The organism is Gardnerella sp. DNF01195, assembly GCF_049244175.1.
In the GTDB taxonomy this organism is placed as follows: Bacteria; Actinomycetota; Actinomycetes; order Actinomycetales; family Bifidobacteriaceae; genus Bifidobacterium; species Bifidobacterium leopoldii.
On record NZ_CP058383.1, the window covers coordinates 814387 to 832792 of the forward strand.

Sequence of the window (18406 nt, forward strand, 5' to 3'; positions counted from 1 at the left end):
ATGCACCATCCATAATTTATTTTGAATCATTACACCATTTCCAAGAAACCGGCATACCGGAAAGCGATTTCCAACGAATTTCACCAAAACCATTTCGGCGAATTGTTACAGGCTTACATGATGCAAGTGAATTAACAGCAACAATCCAACCCTTTTCACCTAAGACTTTAGCTGCATCTTCTAAATAATTACCATCGCTTACATATCCGCTAGTAATTAATTTATCAAATCCTTCTTTAGATAACATGGATGGTCGAAGCTTAATCTTGGTTGGTTCTGGTATACCATCTATAACCCAATGCGAATAAGCAACAGAATCAATGCCCAATTCCTTAAGAAACTGTATGAACTTCCCAGCAACAGTATCGCTCTTTATAAACGAAGGATCTATTACAAGTTCATCACCAACGAGCAAATATCCAATATACTCAGCTTTATTATCACGAATTGCCTTCAATAATGTGCCATCTGCATAACGCATTGATACAGAATAATATGGCAATTCACAAGTAAATAAATCCTCATCGCGGAATTTATTTAAATCAGCTTGGAAGATACGGATTATGCCATAGGCAATTTCTTTCTTTGATTTTCTATATCTATAAAGACGAGCATGATGAATGCTATTACCAATATCAGCAGATCCACCTCTAACTGCAATCTGAGCGGATTTACCATTGAAGAAAGTTATTTCATCATTTGCAGTAAGCGTTTTATTATTCACTCGTAACACTCTAGATTGCGAAGATGGTATACCATCTTTAAGGGTATAGTCAGGCTGATTAACTAAAGCACAATACAGTGCAGGAGTAGAGGCACGAAGTATATCATCAGAACTAATTGCGTCTGAAACATGCAAACTCTGTAACTTGTTAATACTATCATCATGAACAGCTGAATTTTCATATCTCATACGAACTTGCCGAACCACAGGAATACGATTTTCTGTCATAGATTCATTAAGCAACTCAAGCAACTTTTGCATATTTCTATGCCACGATTCGTAACTAGAATACATAGCATCGTGTTCAGATGGATAATCACGCCAATCTAAATCACCATAATCTGGATGCCCCAATATTCTTTGTGTTTCACGAAGATTATTTTTTATATATAATGCTTGTGAAACATTGGACGTTATCATGGCAATAACAGCCGCATCCACAGCATGGTGTCTTCGATCGAAGCGTGTTTTATGCTTTGCATCAAAGAACTGCAACTTACCATCAATTCCAGATAATTTACGGCTCATAGCAGTAATCGAACCAGCGTATACGCCAACACTTGTTCCAAGGTTAGAATCTGTATTGGAAATCACTGCATCTGTTGCATAGGTATTGCCAATATAATATTCAGAATTGTAATACCAATCAATTCTATGATGTAGCTCATTAGCCATCCACGCAACTGATTCTATTGAACGATTATCAAATGGTTCGTCTTCTTCAGTCTGAGAAAGTCTAGCAATAACAGATTTCTCAAATTTTAACTTTGATGCTTTATTACCATACAATTTACTAGGAAATATAAAATGCTTCACTCTTTTATTTGCATTATTAACGGTAATATTATGTTCAACACAATATTGTGACTTACACCAAATTGCGAACGGAATATTGCTTTTATTGCGATTACAAAGTACGCAAACTGCAGCTAAATTCACACGAGTATTGGTAGACCCAACTCCCTTACGAGGAACTATATGATCCATTTCACAAGTTTTGAACGTTATAGGATTCCCACAATACAAGCACTGTCCATTTTGTCTTTGCACCGCTTCATAACGTCGAATATCTGCATCTGAAATAGTTAAAGCATTAATTCCAAGTTCTTTGGAAAGCTCCATTCTTAAGTTGTTCCTAAATTTGGTTCTTCCATTAATATTATCCGTGTAATCTTTGCTCATTTTCGCCGATTTAAAACCAGAACGAACATGTTCAATACTCACCCGCATTGGCGAACCCCAGCGATTTGTTGCATTAACAATGAAACGATTTACAATTTTTAAAACACGATCTACAGAAGGATTACCTATAGGAGAAGAAATAGGTTCAGCTGAAGGCCTCCAATTATCATTGAGATTAAAAAGATGCTTACGAGCTTCAAACAAGTCATCATCAGTATTTAGCATTTGCTGAGATAACTTATTTAAAGTATCAATACTGTAAGCAGCACGTCCACTAGGCAAACTTATATTATCTAATATTTCAAATTCATTATCTGCTAGATCTTCTATAAACGCAGAAGCAGCTGTATCACTTTTTGATTCAAAATCACACGAGTTACTGATTAAATCAATAAAAGCCTCATGCTCATCTGAATCATCTGTGTGCTCATTCCACCAAGGCTTCAATTTTTCCTTAACAAACTTATCCCTAGAAGAATTGCCAGTTTCTGAGAAGATTGCAATTTCGCTATCTAATCTAGGCGGCTGAAGAGTAATAGATTCACCATCACCTGTCTGCTTACCAATGCCTCGCAAATCACTACGTTTTATATGCAGCAATTCTGAAACGTCATTCCAACTATACTCATTAGAAATAAATGCTTCCTTTTCAGTAGTAGATATAAAAGTTGTTGTCAACAATTTATACACTTGCTGTTTTTCTTCGCAAGTTAATTTTCTCTCAATAGAATTTTCACGAATGCGAAGATTTGAAATAGAAGAAATAATTCTATAACGCTGAAATGCTAGAGACGCTTTCGACGCACGACGACCAATATTAGTAATAGCATCTTTGCCTACTAATTTAGTAGCAGAGCCTTTAGGAGATTTGGACTCAAATACACAATTTAATAATTTTGTAGCATCTGTATCATCAACGGATTGCATCTCAAAAATCTTGCGCAGTTCAAGCATACAATCACTTTGGATAAACTTACCGGGTAGAATTGGATTATAAATTTTATTATCTTTTTTGATACGAACACGAATCCTAGGAGAAGGCATGCCTTTTTTAGACATTATGTAATCACAAACTATCTGCCCTATGGTACAACCGTAATTAGCAACACCAGGAGCTAAACGGTTTACAGTATCTATAAACTGATCATAAAACTTGGAGTATTCTTTGGCCTGCATCATTGATCTAACAGATTGATACGGATTACGCCATCCTCTATGCCTGGCAATATGACGAATAGCTACACTCAACATTATCTTTCGTTTTTTATCGTCACTTATATACGCATCAGCAAGTTCACCTCGAATATACCAAGGTTCGAATGAATCTTTAGACTCTAAACAAGAATTATCTACAATTGGATAGCCTAATGATTCTAACAAAGAATCCAATTTACTTAATCTCTTGCGTCTAGTTCTATTCAAACGTCTTGCACGCCTTGCAACACCAGAAACTTTCTTGCGAGTATCCGAAGTTTTTCTACCTGTCGGATCAATTCCAGAATCATGTATGAAACTTAAAGCTTTTAGAATTCTTATAGGACAACCATTATCGTCCAATTGTATTGCAGCCAAACCAGTTGAATTAAGACCGACATCAATACCTATAGCATAAGTTACATTCTTCATGAAATAATTTTACATCAAAATCCTATACTCGTATAAAAATTACATAATCTCAGAAGAAAAACCAATTTATAAAAACAGAATCTTATGTATGTATTGCGCTACGGTTGTCTCAATATAGCCGCTTTACAAACACAACACAATTCATCGAATAATACGTTTTAATCTCATGCACATTTGCTGACACTAACCCATCAGTCTTACTGAACTGTCATAGACTACCCAAAAACTCAGAAAAGCAAAAGGCACCACACAGCTAAAAACTGTGCAGCGCCTCGTTTGTGCCTCCGGTGGGACTCGGACCCACAAGCCCGTAAGGGCGTCAGATTTTAAGTCTGATGCGTATGCCAATTCCGCCACAGAGGCAGCAATCACTTATTATGCCATACATTTAAGCAAAGAACAAGCTCAGCGTGTGGCGAAATCACAAACACATATTCTCAGTATCCGTCAGAAACTGCAAACACGCACACTCATCAACCGTCAGAAACCGCAAACACACGCACTCAGCGTGTGGCGAGTAACTTTCTTCCCAAATCAATCGTGATTCCGTCAAGCAAACCATGCTCACTTGCAACAAACGTATCTAAAACCCCACCGTGATCCTCATACGCAGCTTTTGCTAATCTCTCCAACACTCGGCTCCAAATCACTGCTCCACCGCCAACAACATCCACACGCCCTGGGTGAATCGTCGCGTACGTACGCCTGCAGTCCTTAGGCATACGCAAAAATCGATTATTAACAGCATAAGCCTGCTCTAATCCAATACGCACACCATCGACAGCAGTATGATCATAATGCTGCAATCCCATAGTCAAAGCAGCCATAGTTGTCACAGTTCCAGAAACGCCAATAATAGTGCGAGCTCGTCCTGCAGGAACGACTTTGAAAGCATCATCAATATGCTTGTCAATATCTTCAATCGCAGCTTGAATTTCCTCTTCAGTAGGAGGATCGGTATGCAAATGCCTTTCCGTCATTCTAACGGAACCAACATTCATGGAGTATGCTGCAGAAACCTTGTGCGCTGGCAAGCAGTCACCATCCCCTCCAAGCACTAACTCAGTAGAGCCTCCACCTAAATCAACTACGAGATACGGTGGCTGCAACTCATCGCGAGACACAACGCTTGTTGCTCCAAGGAAGCTAAGAGCCGCTTCTTCGTTACCACTAATAACTTCAGGGCGAACACCAAGCTCATCAATCATCATTTGTTCAAAAATCTCACGATTTTCAGCATCTCGTGTAGCTGAGGTTGCCACAAAACGAATCGCATCAACTGGATGTTCTTTCAAAACTTGCGCAAATTCGTGCGCAGCCTCCCTCACTCGCTTCAAAGCGTCATCTGCGAAACGATGAGTTTCGTCAATTCCCTGACCGAGTCTAACGACGCGAAGCATACGAGGCACAATATCTTTCATTCCATGCTCAGAAACTTGCGCAATTTTTAGTCGAATAGAATTTGTACCGCAGTCAATTGCAGCAACCTGTACTGTTTTTTCTGCGCAAGTAGTCGTTTCACTTTTTACAGCTTCACCCTCTGCAGTTTTAGCCGTTTCGTCTTCCACAACAACTTCCGTTTCAGTAGCATATGCATCATCGCTCCACGGAGTAGTACAGCGGCACACGTTAGGATCAAACTCATCTTTAATGCGCTCTAACACCATGTCACCAATCGGATTTACACCTTTGCCCATTACCAATGTTTGCGCAAGCAAAGCATGCAAGCATTTAACACGAACTGGCATTCCACCAGCGCTCATCTGACTAATATGCTCTTCACTATCCCCCAAAGACACAGCTAATTCATGACGGAATTCCAAATAATACTTATGTGCACGCTCATATTGTTTCTTTAAATCTTCGTCCGATTGTAATAGCTCGTTATATTCTCGCATAATACCGTCTGCTTCTACGCGAGACACCGCTTTTACAGCTTCAGGACTGGTAAGGTAGCATGTAGTTGGGAATGGAGTGCCATCTTCTAAGCATGGTCTAGTAATAACAGCAAGAGGTCTACCACAAACGCAACGAGCACCAACAGCTACCATTCCTCTAGGGAATCTTCCAAGTTGCTTTTCAACAATTGCACGCTCAGCATCACTCGCAGGTGTAGTAAATAAACGTTTTACAGCTTCTTTTGGAATATAATTCTTATTACTGTTCTGCATTTTATCTGAACTTTCTTGGCTGTTAGCCATGCGTTTCTACTCCTGTTAAAGCTGTTTTACAAATAAATAATTCTTTACTTTATCAGTTTATATATTTTATCAGTTTATGTGTTATAAGGATGGCACAGTATCTGGTTTGTCTGCTTTATGTATTGCATACATTAAGTCACTATACCAAGGCAAGACTGAATGAGTCTTAGTTTCGCTATTTTCTTGAGCAAATTCATTCGGAACTTTTCCAGTTACTGCCTCAGGATGCTCTACACGAACAGCCTGCTCACCAGGAAAAATAAAGCCGAGGCGATCTCTAGCTTGAGCGGTAACGTATGCTTTGTCTTTCCATCGGTCAATATTATTATCCAACGTACGCTTTTGTTCACGTAAATCACTTTCTTCACGCTGAAGTGCATGAAGCTCCGACAAGCTTAACGCATAATTTCTAACTGTTGAAATGCATTCAATTGAACCAACGGTAACTACAAAAACCATAAATAAAAACACGAGCGGTCCTGAAAGTAGTCGACGCTGTTGCAATGGTGATACTACATCCTCACCTAATGCCGTTTTACGACGCTTTTTCATAACCATACTCTCTAAATTACTCGATGTATTCGACGTGAAAACATCATGTATTCCGCTAATATCTTACGTGCTTTAGATGCAAAATGCTGTTGTACCACATTTACAGTCACTCTACATTTATTCGTTATTAAAATTAAAAAAAAACTGACGAACAAAACTGCAAAAAAATATTCAAATTTTTCTACTTAAACCAGTAATTTCTATTAATAACATCAATCATTTCAACTAATTGCTTTGTTTCTGCAATATCATGAGCACGTATTACACGTCCACCAGCCATAAACATCGCTGTTTCTGCAACTAAAGTAACTGGCAAACGATCTTCTTTATCTAAATTAAAAAGCTTCTTACCAAAACCTTTTCTAGAAATCGCAACCAATATTGGTCGACCAAAACGATGCAATTGATTAATATTGCGCATCATTGCATAATCTTGTTCACCATCAGCAACCTTTGCATAGCCAATTCCTTGATCAAGAATAATCCTATTTAAGTCAACTCCTCCATCAACAAGCATTTTTAAATTATCGCTAAAGAATTGACACATAACCTTTGTTAAATTGTCATATTCTGTATCTCTATTGCTATGCATTGTTACTAATCCAACGTTAGAATCTGCCATAAGCTTTACTTTTTCTGGAGAATCAAACGCACGAACATCATTTACAATATCTACGCCAGCTTCAATTGCAGCCTCCATTACAGGTAACTTGTAAGTATCTACTGCTACAGCAATTTGAGGATAATTTTTGTGAATATACTTAATAGCAGGTATAACGCGCCTTATTTCCTCTTCTGGAGTAATTTCTAAATAACCACCAGGTTTTGTAGTTTGACCGCCTACTTCTATAACATCAGCACCAGCTTCAACTATTTCTTTAATATGGCTATTTACTTCGTCCTCACTTTGGTACTTGCCGCCATCATAGAATGAGTCAGGAGTAATATTCAAAATCGCGTAAACTATAGGCTTGTCAAGTGTATCAAAGCAGAATCGACCTGCATTCCACACAATTGCTTTTTGCTTTAATAGCGAGCGCAAACTTGAAAGTAATTCTTGATCTTCGTACCATGCTTTTTCGCATTCTTGCATAAAAGGTTTAAGAGCAATAAGCGGCAAAATGAAGTCAATAGAAGACTCGGAAACTTTGATAGCTGTATCAAAATGATCGAGAAAATCAGCTACTTTGCTTAAATCGTTTTCGCTAATATTTTCCCACGTGCATAAAATTTTTTGATTTACACAAAGATCCTGCAGTAACGCTATATCTGCAATATTTTTAGAAGATGCATTCTCCAAATTGCTTTCAATAATTCGCATTTGTATTCTTTCTTTCTAAAACCTCATATTTAAAAAGTAAATTTATATTCCAAACTAATTAAAAACTTCGCTACTTTCAATAATATTAATCCAATTAGTGTCGCTAGTTTTATTAAGCTTATCTTGGATGAGCTCATGATAATTTGCATCGTCTTCGCTTATTTCAAGCAAAGGAACTAATACAAATCTGCGATTATCTCTTTCTTTGTGCGGAATCGTAAGATTTTCACTTTTTATAGTTTGACCACCAAAATCAATAATGTCTAAATCGATTGTTCGAGGACCCCAACGAACTATGCGCTTTCTGTGAAGACGCTGTTCAATATCATGAATAAAATCAAGCAATTCAAAAGCTGTTAAATCAGTGTCCAAGCGTAAAGCAATGTTATAAAAACTGTCTTGCACTACGTCACCAACTGGTTCAGTTTCATACACTGAAGAAACGATAATATTGCTTATATGCGAATTTTGCTTCAATAGCGAAACAGCTTGGCGCAAATTAAGTAATCTATCACCTATATTGCTTCCAACACTTATGTATGCACTAGAAATCATATTTCCACCCCCAAAAAATAATTCAATTTATAGTTAAAAGTATATATCATGAACAGTTAAGACTAGCCAACTTTATAAATTCAAATAATAAATAAGCTAATATCAAAAATTCTTATAACAAAAATGTCGCTGTAAATTCAACACTCTTTATGAGCAATTAAACCTACAACGACATTTTTCAATACGCTTTTGTCTAAAATCTGTAAAAATATTTTAGATTCAAAAGTAGTATTTTTAGTTATTTTATTTTTGACTTGTCTATTTTGCTTGAGCTTTACTCAAAATTGTATCTGCAGAATGCTGCAACTTTTGCAACTCTTCTTCAGTCAAGTCAAGTTGGCACTGCTTCACAATACCTTCGCGACCAACGATTGCTGGGTAAGAAAGATAAGAATGGTATTCCTCTCGATAGTTCGAAACAGGCATTTGCTCCTTCGAATCCGAAAGAACAGCATGGACCAAACGAACTGCAGCAGCAGCAATACCGTAATTTGTATACTTCTTTCCGTAGAACACAGTGAAGCCGCCTTGACGAGTTTCTTCATCGACAGCATCTAAATCAATGTTCTTTTCTTTTGCAAACTCAACAATCGGCTGTTCAAGAACCTTAACTGTGGACCATGCGACGAACTGTGAATCACCATGTTCACCCAAGCTATAGCCCTTCACGGCTTTTGGATGCACTCCGAAGAATTTACCAACAGCGCGATGAAGACGTGCAGAATCAAGCAATGTTCCAGTGCCAATAACTTTTTCATAAGGGAGACCAGTTGTTTCTTTATAAAGCTGGCAAATAGCGTCGCAAGGATTCGTAATATCGATTAGAACACCATGGAAGCCAGAAGCTTTAATCTTTGCGCCAACTTCTTCAACTTGAACACGATTATGTTTAAGTTCTGCGAAACGATCAGGATTTGGGACGTCTAAAAGCTTAATATTGCCCATAGCGCTTACGATAACTTCAACATCTTTCAAAGCATCGTAATCATTGACAGTAATGTTTACATTAAAAGGCAAATTGTCCATTGAATCCTCAAAATCCAATGCATCAGCCTTAACCTTAGCCTCATTCTTGTCATATAAGTACAGCTCGTCGGCGTAACCACCAACAACAAGCTGATGAGCAACAGCTGCGCCAACATTTCCCATACCAATAACTGCTACTTTTCGCATAATGAAACATCTCCTTCTGTTTCGATTTTCTCACAAAAATATCACCATTATGCGGAGAATGAAAGTAAATTTAAGAAAAATTTTTTGCGTGTTGTGATTTTTTCAAAAATATTTAATAAAAAACGGTCAGCCGTAAACACGACTGACCGTTAAAACTCAAAGACTCAAGAAGCCACTAAGTTACTTAAAACTAAAAGTTACTTCATATACTTCTTGCAAGCCTTGAATGCGCTGTAACCAGCATACTGAGCGGTAGAACCAAGCTCTTCCTCAATCTCAAGCAAGCGGTTGTACTTAGCAATACGCTCGCCACGAGCAGGAGCACCAGTCTTGATTTGGCCGGTGTTCTTAGCAACAGCAAGATCAGAAATGGTGGTATCTGGGGTTTCACCAGAACGATGGGAAACCATAGAAGTGAAGCCGTTCTTAGTTGCAAGCTCAATAGCGTCGAGGGTTTCGGTAACGGAACCAATCTGGTTCAACTTCACGAGCAAGGAGTTAGCTGCACCAAGCTCAATACCCTTAGCCAAACGCTTTGGATTGGTGACGAGCAAGTCATCGCCAACGAACTGCAAACGATCACCAAGACGCTTGGTGATTTCTGCCCAATCATCCCAGCCTTCTTCCTGGAATGGATCTTCGATGGAAACGATTGGATACTCGTTAATGAGCTTCTCGTAGTAATCGAGCATGTAAGCAGATTCGCGCTCTTCGCCATCGAAACGATACTTACCAGTTTCCTTGTTGTAGAACTCAGAAGAAGCAACGTCAAGAGAAATACCAATCTGCTTGCCTGGCTCGTAGCCAGCGGCTTCGATTGCATCCATGATGTACTTCAAGGAATCCTCGTTGGACTTCATCTTTGGAGCGAAGCCACCTTCGTCACCAAGACCAGTAGCCAAGCCTTCCTTCTTCAAAACATTCTTCAAGGTGTGATAAACCTCAACACCAGCGCGCAAAGCATCGCTGTAGGTCGCGAAACCGTAAGGAGAAATCATGTACTCCTGAATATCGGTTGCGAAATCAGCGTGAGCACCACCGTTCATGATGTTCATGTTTGGAACTGGAAGAATGTGACCATTGGTGCCGCCAATGTAGCGGTACAACGGAAGCTGAGCAGACTCGGCAGCAGCGTAGAGAGCAGCGAGGGAAACGCCGAGAATTGCGTTAGCACCAAGCTTGCCCTTGTTTGGCGTGCCATCAAGCTCAATCATCGTCTCATCAAGAGCGCGCTGATCGGTGGCATCCATGCCAATAACCTTAGGTGCGATTACCTCGTTGACAGCCTTAACAGCTTCCAACGTGCCCTTGCCTTGATAACGGGACTTGTCGCCATCGCGACGTTCCCAAGCTTCAGCCTCACCAGTAGAAGCACCAGAAGGCACTAAACCAATACCCTGAGCGCCATCTTCGGTCTCCAAATAAACCTGAACAGTAGGATTTCCACGAGAATCCAAAATTTCGCGTGCATATACGCTTTCAATAGCTGCCACAACTACTCCTTTATACCTATGGGTTGTGATGACTCTTCCAAGATTAGTGCGTTTTATGGACGTTATATTGAGTACCAGCGTATTTATGCCGTGAACGTTCACAATATTTTGATTTAATTCGAGTCATATGAGCCAATTGTATATTTTTAAGCAATATCGTTTATAAATATCGATTTCAAATATACATGTCCATACCCTTGGGAGATAATGACCACAGACACGGGGTGCGCAACTACATCGTGCCAAACAACAATACATACAGTGTTGCGCTGAGAATACACTCGTTGAACCTGATATAGCTAAAACTATCGAAGGGATTGTCGCATGACTTACAGTTCGCCTAATAAAGCGAAAAACATATTGAAGATTGCATTTAAAGCGGTATCTTCTTTCAAAGTGTGGATTTCAACTATCCTCATTTTGGTTTTGTGGTTTTTTACAACTCTTTCTCCAATCGAAGACCGTTCTTTGCCGTCCCCATATGAAGTAATACAAGCTTTTATTGATTTAAACAACGAAGGCATATTGTTAAAATCCTTAGGAATAAGTATTTTACGAGTTCTTTTAGGACTTTTGTTAGGAATTATTTTTGCTGTTCCTGCAGGCATACTTGCGGGAGGCAGTAAGCTTGGCAATATTGTAGTTGATAAACCAAGCCACATGTTGAGGTCAATTCCATTCCCGGCTTTAGCTCCAATATTAATAATTTTCCTCGGAATAGATGAAACGATGAAAATAGCGCTTATAGCTGTTGGCGTTTTTGGACCTATGTACGTTAATATTCGCGACGGAGTGCGTAATATTGATCCGAAACTTCTCGAATTAGCGCAGGTTTATCACGTTAAAAAATCTACTATTTTTATATCTATTTTGCTTCGCGGTACACTTCCAAGTTTTATGACAGGTTTGCGATTTGCAATATCTGTAGCATGGGTTGCATTAGTGACTTGCGAAACAGTTAATTCTTCTATTGGAATTGGATACATTCTTTCAAGAGCGCAAGAATTCTTTAGGCCAGATCAAATGATGGCATGCGTTATTATGTACGCAATTGCAGGTCTTGGATCTGAGCTTACTGCAAACATATTAGAGTATCTTCTTATACCTGAGCGCAGATTAGATAGAAAATCACGCCAATAATCTAGTAATATCAACATTTTTCTAAAGTTAACTACTTTTTAAAATGCATTAAATTGCTTTTTAAGAATTAGTCAATATTTAGAATCAACAACCAAATAATAACAACCAAACAAACAACAGATAAATAAAACAACAAACAAAAGGAACTATATATCATGGCTAATTTAAAAATGCGATTTTCTAAAAAGAGCATTATTGCATTAATCTGCGCTGTTTGCACAACTGTATCTCTCGCAGCTTGCGGAAGCTCACAAAAATCATTAAGCGCTTCTTCAAAAGAAGACGCTGGAACTATGAGAGTTGCTTATCTTTCAACAGCAAATTATTTAACTACTTTGAAAAATGAGAAATTCCTTCAAGACGAATTTGGCAAATCTAAAGTAGTTTACACTGGTCCTTACACTCCAGTTGACGGTCTTACTGCTGTTATGAGCGGAAATGCAGATGCTACAACTACCGGAACTGGACGCTTCATTGATTTGATTGCTGAAGGACAACCATGGGTAGCTTTTGCGCTCGAATATTACAATGGTGATTCTCAAGGAATCGTTGCATCCGCAAAAAGCGGCGTAAAAACACTAAAAGACTTATACGGAAAGAAAGTTGCTATTATTCATAACGGTGACACTGGCGACTACATGCTTCACCGCGCATTTGATAAAAGCGGTTTAGACGTTTCTAAAGTTAACAAAGTTGAGATGAGCCCTAAGAACTTCCAGGCAGCATTTACTTCTGGACAGATTGATGCAATTTCCTCATTCGATCAGAATCTTGCTGCAGCAATGACAACTCCAGGCGCAAAATTGCTTGTAAATGCTAAAAAGTACGGCAATATGAATGTTACTATTCACATTGTTTCTAAGAGCTTTGCCCAAAAGCATCCAGATCTTGTTAAGAAGATGTACAAGGCACTTGTTCGCGAAGCAGAAAAGTCTCATAAAGAAAACAATGTTATTGGAAACGCTTACAAGCAGCTTGGAGCAAGCGAAACTATTATTAAGCAAATTGAAAAGTTTGACAATCCAACTATTCGTCCAATCGATGAAAAAGGTTTGAAAATGATGGAAACTCAAGCTAAGGAATACGTGAAATATGGTTTAATTAAGCAAGCTCCAAAGAATTTGAAAGATTCTGTAATGGATTGCACGAAGTAAATTAATCCATATATCTATAAAACACATATCAGTAAAAACAAAAAATTAAATATCAAAATAAAATAATATATAACTGATTAATCAAAATTAAAACAAAGTTATATAACATGCTTGTATAACAAAGTTATATAAATATTATATAAACATGATTTAGAGCAACGCAGTAGGAGTAAATATGAACACTCAAATAGAAGAAAACTATGAGACTAAAGATAACTCTTACTGCGTTACTCTAGAACATATTGGTGTGACTTTTAAAAATAACGCTAAAATATTACGAGATATAAATCTAAATATTAAAAAAGGCGAATTCGTATCTCTAATAGGACGCTCAGGATGCGGAAAAACCACTCTTCTTAAAGTTATTTCAGGATTAATCAAACCTGATTCTGGAACAATAAACGTCACACAACATCAAGCAATAGGTTTCCAAGACGCAAGATTAATACCATGGATAACAGTAAGTAAGAACGTAGTTTTCGGCATGCAAGGAAACAAATCAGAACTAAAATCTATTGCAGAAAAAGCTCTTAACGATATGCAACTTAATAATTGCGGGTCAAAATGGCCATCAGAACTTTCAGGTGGTCAAGCACAACGAGTCTCATTAGCTAGAGCTTTAGTTCATAATCCTGAATTACTACTTTTAGACGAGCCTTTCGGCGCATTAGATGCTTTAACTCGTTTAGACATGCAAGATTTGCTTGATAATCTAAGACAGAAACATGGCTGGACCACAATAATGGTCACGCATGATATTTCTGAAGCAGTAAGACTTTCTGACAGAATTCTTATGATTAAAGACGGAATCATTGAGAAAAACTGGAATATTGATCGAAGCCAACTTGATGCACAAAAGCGTCCAAATAATCACGTTGAAATAGAAGACGAGCTTAGAGAAGCGTTACAGTAAGAACGCGAAAAAAAAAATAATTGATAAAGGCGACTGCAAAATAGCGGCCGCCTTTATTTATAAAATAAACACAAGAAAATTTACCAAGCGACGTCATCAAGAAGCTGACGCACCCAGGAGAGTATTTCATGCTCATTCATTGAACCAGACCCGAGTGAAGATTCAAAAGGAGCTGGAACAATAAGCATATGAGTAAGAGGACGATACTGCAATCCTCTATAAATACGCTTCAAACGCATCATCACAGACTCTTTTGGATCGACGCCAACAACTCGCACTGATTTTCCTTGAGAGCTGATTTGCGTAATACCAATCTCGCGTGCTTTAAAACGCAAACGAGCAACATCACACAAAGACTCAAACTCTTCAGGCGGATTACCAAAGCGATCAAGAAGCTCATCGTGAAGTTCTCGCAAATCACTATTATCCTTAGCAGCAGCAAGCTTCCGGTACGCTTCCAAACGAAGCTTGTCAGAAGCAATATAATCAACTGGAAGAGAAGCCTCAACAGGAAGATCAATAGTTACACAAACAGGCTCAACTCTTTCAGGTTCCTTATATTTTTCAACAGCTTCAGAAACCATACGAACATACAAATCAAATCCAACACCCTCAATGTGGCCACTTTGCTCATCTCCAAGCAAATTTCCAGTTCCGCGCAATTCCAAATCTTTCATCGCAACATCAAAACCAGAACCAAGTGCAGTATGCTGAGCAATTGTTGAGAGTCTATCGTGAGATTGTTGCGTCATAGGCTTTGAAGGATCATACAAGAAGTAAGCGTAAGCACGCTCATGACCTCTACCTACTCGACCGCGCAACTGATGCAACTGGCTTAAACCGAATCTATCTGCGTGGTCGACAATAAGTGTATTCGCATTAGAAATATCAAGACCTGTTTCAATAATCGTTGTACAAACAAGCACATCAATATCTCTATGCCAAAAATCACGAATAACAGCATCGAGCTGCTTCTCGCCCATTTTTCCATGAGCAATAGCAACACGGACATCTGGCACAAGCTCCTGAATCTTACTTGCAACAGAACTAATATCTTCAACACGATTATGGACGTAAAAAACTTGACCCCCACGCAACAATTCGCGCTTAATACACGCAGCAACTTGAGAATTATCATACGCACCAACGTATGTAAGCACTGGAAGCCTATCTTCTGGAGGAGTTGCGAGAGTAGACATTTCACGGATACCAGTTACAGCCATTTCAAGAGTTCTAGGAATTGGCGTTGCCGAAAGACTTAATACGTCAACGTTTGTGCGCAAAGCTTTGAGCGTTTCCTTATGTTCCACACCAAAACGCTGCTCTTCGTCAATAATAACCAAACCTAAATCTTTGAACTTTATACTAGGATTCAAAAGCTTATGCGTTCCAATAACAACGTCAATGCTTCCATCTTGCAATCCAGCTAAAGTTTCTTCAATCTCTTTAGAAGTTTGGAATCTACTCATTGCAGCAACTTTTACAGGAAAGCCTTCAAATCGATTTGTAAAAGTCTCGTAATGCTGTTGAACAAGCAAAGTCGTTGGAACTAAAACAACAACTTGCTTAGAATCTTGCACAGCTTTGAAAGCTGCACGTAACGCAATTTCAGTTTTACCAAAACCAACATCTCCACAAATTAAGCGATCCATTGGTATTGGCTTTTCCATATCTGCTTTTACTTCGTCAATAGTTGTAAGCTGATCAGCAGTTTCTTGATAAGGAAATGCGTCTTCCAACTCTTTTTGCCAAGGTGTATCTTTACTAAATGCGAATCCGCGAGATTGCTGCCTTGCTGAATAAAGTTTAATAAGATTTTCAGCAATTTCATGAACATGCTTTTTAGCTTTTGCTTTAGTTTGAGCCCAGTCGGAACCGCCGAGCTTGTTAAGCTTTGGTATTTCTGCACCAATATATTTACTAACTAAATCAAGCTGATCTGTTGGAATAAACAGCTTATCGTTAGGAGCATTACGTTTGCTAGGAGCATATTCAATTACTAAATATTCGCGAGTTGCACTACCACCCGAAACAGCAATATTACGTTGTTTCATACCAACAAAACGTCCAATACCATGCTGCTCGTGCACAACGAAATCACCAGGCTTTAGTTCCATTAGGTCGATTGCTTTGCGCCTGCGTTTTGGAGTTTTTAGTTGAGCTGATGCAGAAGATTTACCTGTCAGATCACGCTCTGTAAGAATCGCGATACGCGCAACATTATCGATAAAGCCATCCGAAATACTTGAGCGCACTGTAGTAAATTCATGTACACCAGTCGCATATATAGCGCGTCTCAAGCGTGCAAGAGTACCAGAAGCCGCAGATGCAATAGTTACAGCAAAACCATTGTCGACAAGAGAAGTGATACCAACAGAAACTTTCGATTCATCTCCTCGAAACTCTTGTGGCGCCGATGCTGGCAAAGCAATATTTCCATAAATTTGATTGTCAACACCAAAAGATGTTAATTTCCATATATCATGATTAGACAATTCTAACGATGAAATCGTTTCATCAAAATCCAAGAAATTAGCTTGATCGAATGTTATTGGAGCTCCAGAACCGTGTCCAGAAGCAGCAACATGCCAACTAGCCGCTAAGAATTCGTTAGCTGTAGCAGTTACGTCATCTGCAGCTCTACGGCATTTTTCAGGATCAGATAGAATAATAACAGATTCCTTCGGAAGCATATTTTGCACTGATTCCATGCGATCCACTAGTGCAGGCAACAAAGACTCCATACCTTCTACTGGTATAGAATTTGCGATTGATTCAAGCATATCGTCAGCATTTGGAATTGCACCAATAAGAGAACGCGCGCGCTTGCAAATTTTTTCTGTAATCTGAAGCTCACGACAAGGCGTAGCCCAAATACTTGCAATATTATTGCCATAAGTACGCTGATCAGAAGCATGAAATTGCTTTATAGTATCAATTTCATCACCAAAAAATTCAATTCTCACAGGATGCGTCATTGTTGGCGCAAAAACGTCAATAATTCCACCACGAACAGCAAACTCTCCACGTTCCATCACCAAATCAACACGAGTATATGCGTTTTCTACCAAACGTTTCACAGCATATTCAAGAGTTAATTCTTTTCCGCACTCAAATAACAGAGGATCTATATCACCAATGCCTTCAACTACAGGCTGAATAAGCGATCGCACAGGCATAACCAACACGCGAATCGGACCAAAAAGTGATGTGTTATTTTCAGGATGACAAAGCCTACGAAACACTGCAATCCTGCTAGCAACAGTATCTGCCCTAGGCGAAAGCCTTTCATGAGGTAACGTTTCCCAAGCTTCTAATTTAGCAACGTCTTGAGCATCACCATCGTACCAATCACGCACAGACGCAATAAAATCTTCAGCATCTCTACTCGATGGAACAATAACAACAACTGGCTTTTTCTTAGCTAATGCAGCAACAATAGCAGAACGAATTCCAATAGGAGAAGAAATTGTTAAATCTTCACTTATTGAATCTAAATCTTTACGATTTTTATTTGCACTTTCGCAACAATAATCAGATATCGCATCAAGATCATATTCAGATAAAGCTTTAAAAAGTGAATCCTTAGTTGATAAATCATTAAGAATATCTCTCAAGCTTATTACTGAAATATCATCAGTCTTATCATTCTTGTTGTTTTTGATATTAGACCTGCTATCAGCGGCCATTAAACTTCTCCTGCGTTGCTGCTAATCCATGGAAAATAATACTCTCTGCAGCATCAGCACCATCTGCTAAAAAGTTTGGAAGATCAGATTTTTGAGCTGCAGCAAAACCTCCAAGAACCCAATTGACGGTATTATCGTGCGCGTGAGCACCACGCTGCGCATGACCAACACCCATTCTCACTCGAGAATATTGAGGAGTACCAAGAGAGCGATCGATAGAACGAATACCGTTATGTCCTCCCGCAGAGCCTCCTGCTTTTACTTTAATGCGCCCAAAATCTAAATCCATATCATCGTGAATTATCACAATATGATCTGGTTCTATTTGATAATAGGAGCTTATAGAAGATACTGCAGCACCAGAATCATTCATAAAAGTCAACGGTTTGGCAAGGAAAAACTTTGCTACGCGACCATCAAGATTCATAACACCTTTGCCAAGTTTAGCTAAACCTTTGTGATCCGAAAGAGATACTGACCAACGTTGTGCCAAAACGTCTGCAACCATAAAACCCATGTTGTGTCGAGTACCCTCATATTTTGTACCAGGATTTCCCAAGCCAGCAATAAGCCAAAAATCCGATGTCATGGCAGACCACTCCCCATTCAAATATTTAGCAAAACAACAAAACGGGCGCATCGATTGTAGATGAACGTAAAATCACAACTACTCGATACGCCCT

At 38.8% G+C, this 18406-nt stretch carries 12 protein-coding genes, 1 tRNA gene and 1 riboswitch; of the genes, 3 read left to right on the plus strand and 10 right to left on the minus strand.

The genetic code is table 11. The features are described 5' to 3' along the window. Positions 1-16: 16 nt before the first annotated feature. From cas9 to eno, 8 genes are all read right to left on the minus strand, one after another. Entirely contained in the window at positions 17-3532 is a 3516-nt protein-coding gene (gene cas9 / locus HXT43_RS03060; RefSeq protein WP_101886014.1) for a type II CRISPR RNA-guided endonuclease Cas9, read from the minus strand. A gap of 279 nt (positions 3533-3811) precedes the next feature. Next, positions 3812-3895 (minus strand) — tRNA-Leu (locus HXT43_RS03065). A gap of 140 nt (positions 3896-4035) precedes the next feature. Next, positions 4036-5703: a DUF501 domain-containing protein gene (locus HXT43_RS03070; RefSeq protein WP_174191646.1), complete on the minus strand. Its 1668-nt coding sequence runs from the start codon at positions 5701-5703 to the stop codon at positions 4036-4038. Between the two features lie 111 nt (positions 5704-5814). Continuing rightward, complete coding sequence (locus HXT43_RS03075; protein ID WP_004106839.1) at positions 5815-6291, minus strand: FtsB family cell division protein; 477 nt, start codon at positions 6289-6291, stop codon at positions 5815-5817. Positions 6292-6466: 175 nt separating this feature from the next. Next, positions 6467-7606: a dihydropteroate synthase gene (gene folP / locus HXT43_RS03080; protein WP_101886012.1), complete on the minus strand. Its 1140-nt coding sequence runs from the start codon at positions 7604-7606 to the stop codon at positions 6467-6469. A 54-nt stretch (positions 7607-7660) separates the two neighbouring features. After that, positions 7661-8161 carry a 2-amino-4-hydroxy-6-hydroxymethyldihydropteridine diphosphokinase gene (gene folK, locus HXT43_RS03085; RefSeq protein WP_101886011.1) on the minus strand — a complete coding sequence of 167 codons (501 nt, stop codon included), beginning with the start codon at positions 8159-8161 and terminating at the stop codon, positions 7661-7663. Between the two features lie 258 nt (positions 8162-8419). Beyond that, the gene (locus HXT43_RS03090) at positions 8420-9334 is read right to left on the minus strand and encodes an L-lactate dehydrogenase (protein WP_004106846.1); all 915 of its coding nucleotides are present in this window, start codon (positions 9332-9334) and stop codon (positions 8420-8422) included. A 197-nt stretch (positions 9335-9531) separates the two neighbouring features. Then, positions 9532-10827, minus strand: coding sequence for a phosphopyruvate hydratase (eno, locus tag HXT43_RS03095; RefSeq protein ID WP_004106847.1), 1296 nt, complete (start codon positions 10825-10827; stop codon positions 9532-9534). 210 nt (positions 10828-11037) lie between these two features. Next, a riboswitch (TPP riboswitch) is annotated at positions 11038-11162 on the plus strand. Here eno and HXT43_RS03100 point away from each other — a divergent pair. The 3 genes from HXT43_RS03100 (at position 11152) to HXT43_RS03110 (ending at position 14034) form a co-directional block, all read left to right on the plus strand. Continuing rightward, the gene (locus HXT43_RS03100; RefSeq protein WP_064340336.1) at positions 11152-11967 is read left to right on the plus strand and encodes an ABC transporter permease; all 816 of its coding nucleotides are present in this window, start codon (positions 11152-11154) and stop codon (positions 11965-11967) included. (Overlaps the previous riboswitch by 11 nt.) Before the next feature lie 155 nt (positions 11968-12122). Then, positions 12123-13121, plus strand: coding sequence for an ABC transporter substrate-binding protein (locus tag HXT43_RS03105; RefSeq protein ID WP_101886010.1), 999 nt, complete (start codon positions 12123-12125; stop codon positions 13119-13121). 175 nt (positions 13122-13296) lie between these two features. Further along, positions 13297-14034 (plus strand): ABC transporter ATP-binding protein, encoded by a 738-nt coding sequence (locus tag HXT43_RS03110; RefSeq protein ID WP_064340217.1) that lies wholly within the window; start codon positions 13297-13299, stop codon positions 14032-14034. An 80-nt stretch (positions 14035-14114) separates the two neighbouring features. Here the strand turns inward: HXT43_RS03110 and mfd are convergent, their stop codons facing one another. Both mfd and pth read right to left on the minus strand, forming a co-directional pair. Next, on the minus strand, positions 14115-17723 hold the full coding sequence (gene mfd / locus HXT43_RS03115; RefSeq protein ID WP_101886009.1) for a transcription-repair coupling factor: 3609 nt from the start codon (positions 17721-17723) through the stop codon (positions 14115-14117). Beyond that, positions 17713-18312, minus strand: a complete 600-nt coding sequence (pth, locus tag HXT43_RS03120) for an aminoacyl-tRNA hydrolase (protein ID WP_064340215.1) — start codon at positions 18310-18312, stop codon at positions 17713-17715. Before pth ends, mfd begins: the two co-directional genes overlap by 11 nt. Positions 18313-18406: the final 94 nt, after the last annotated feature.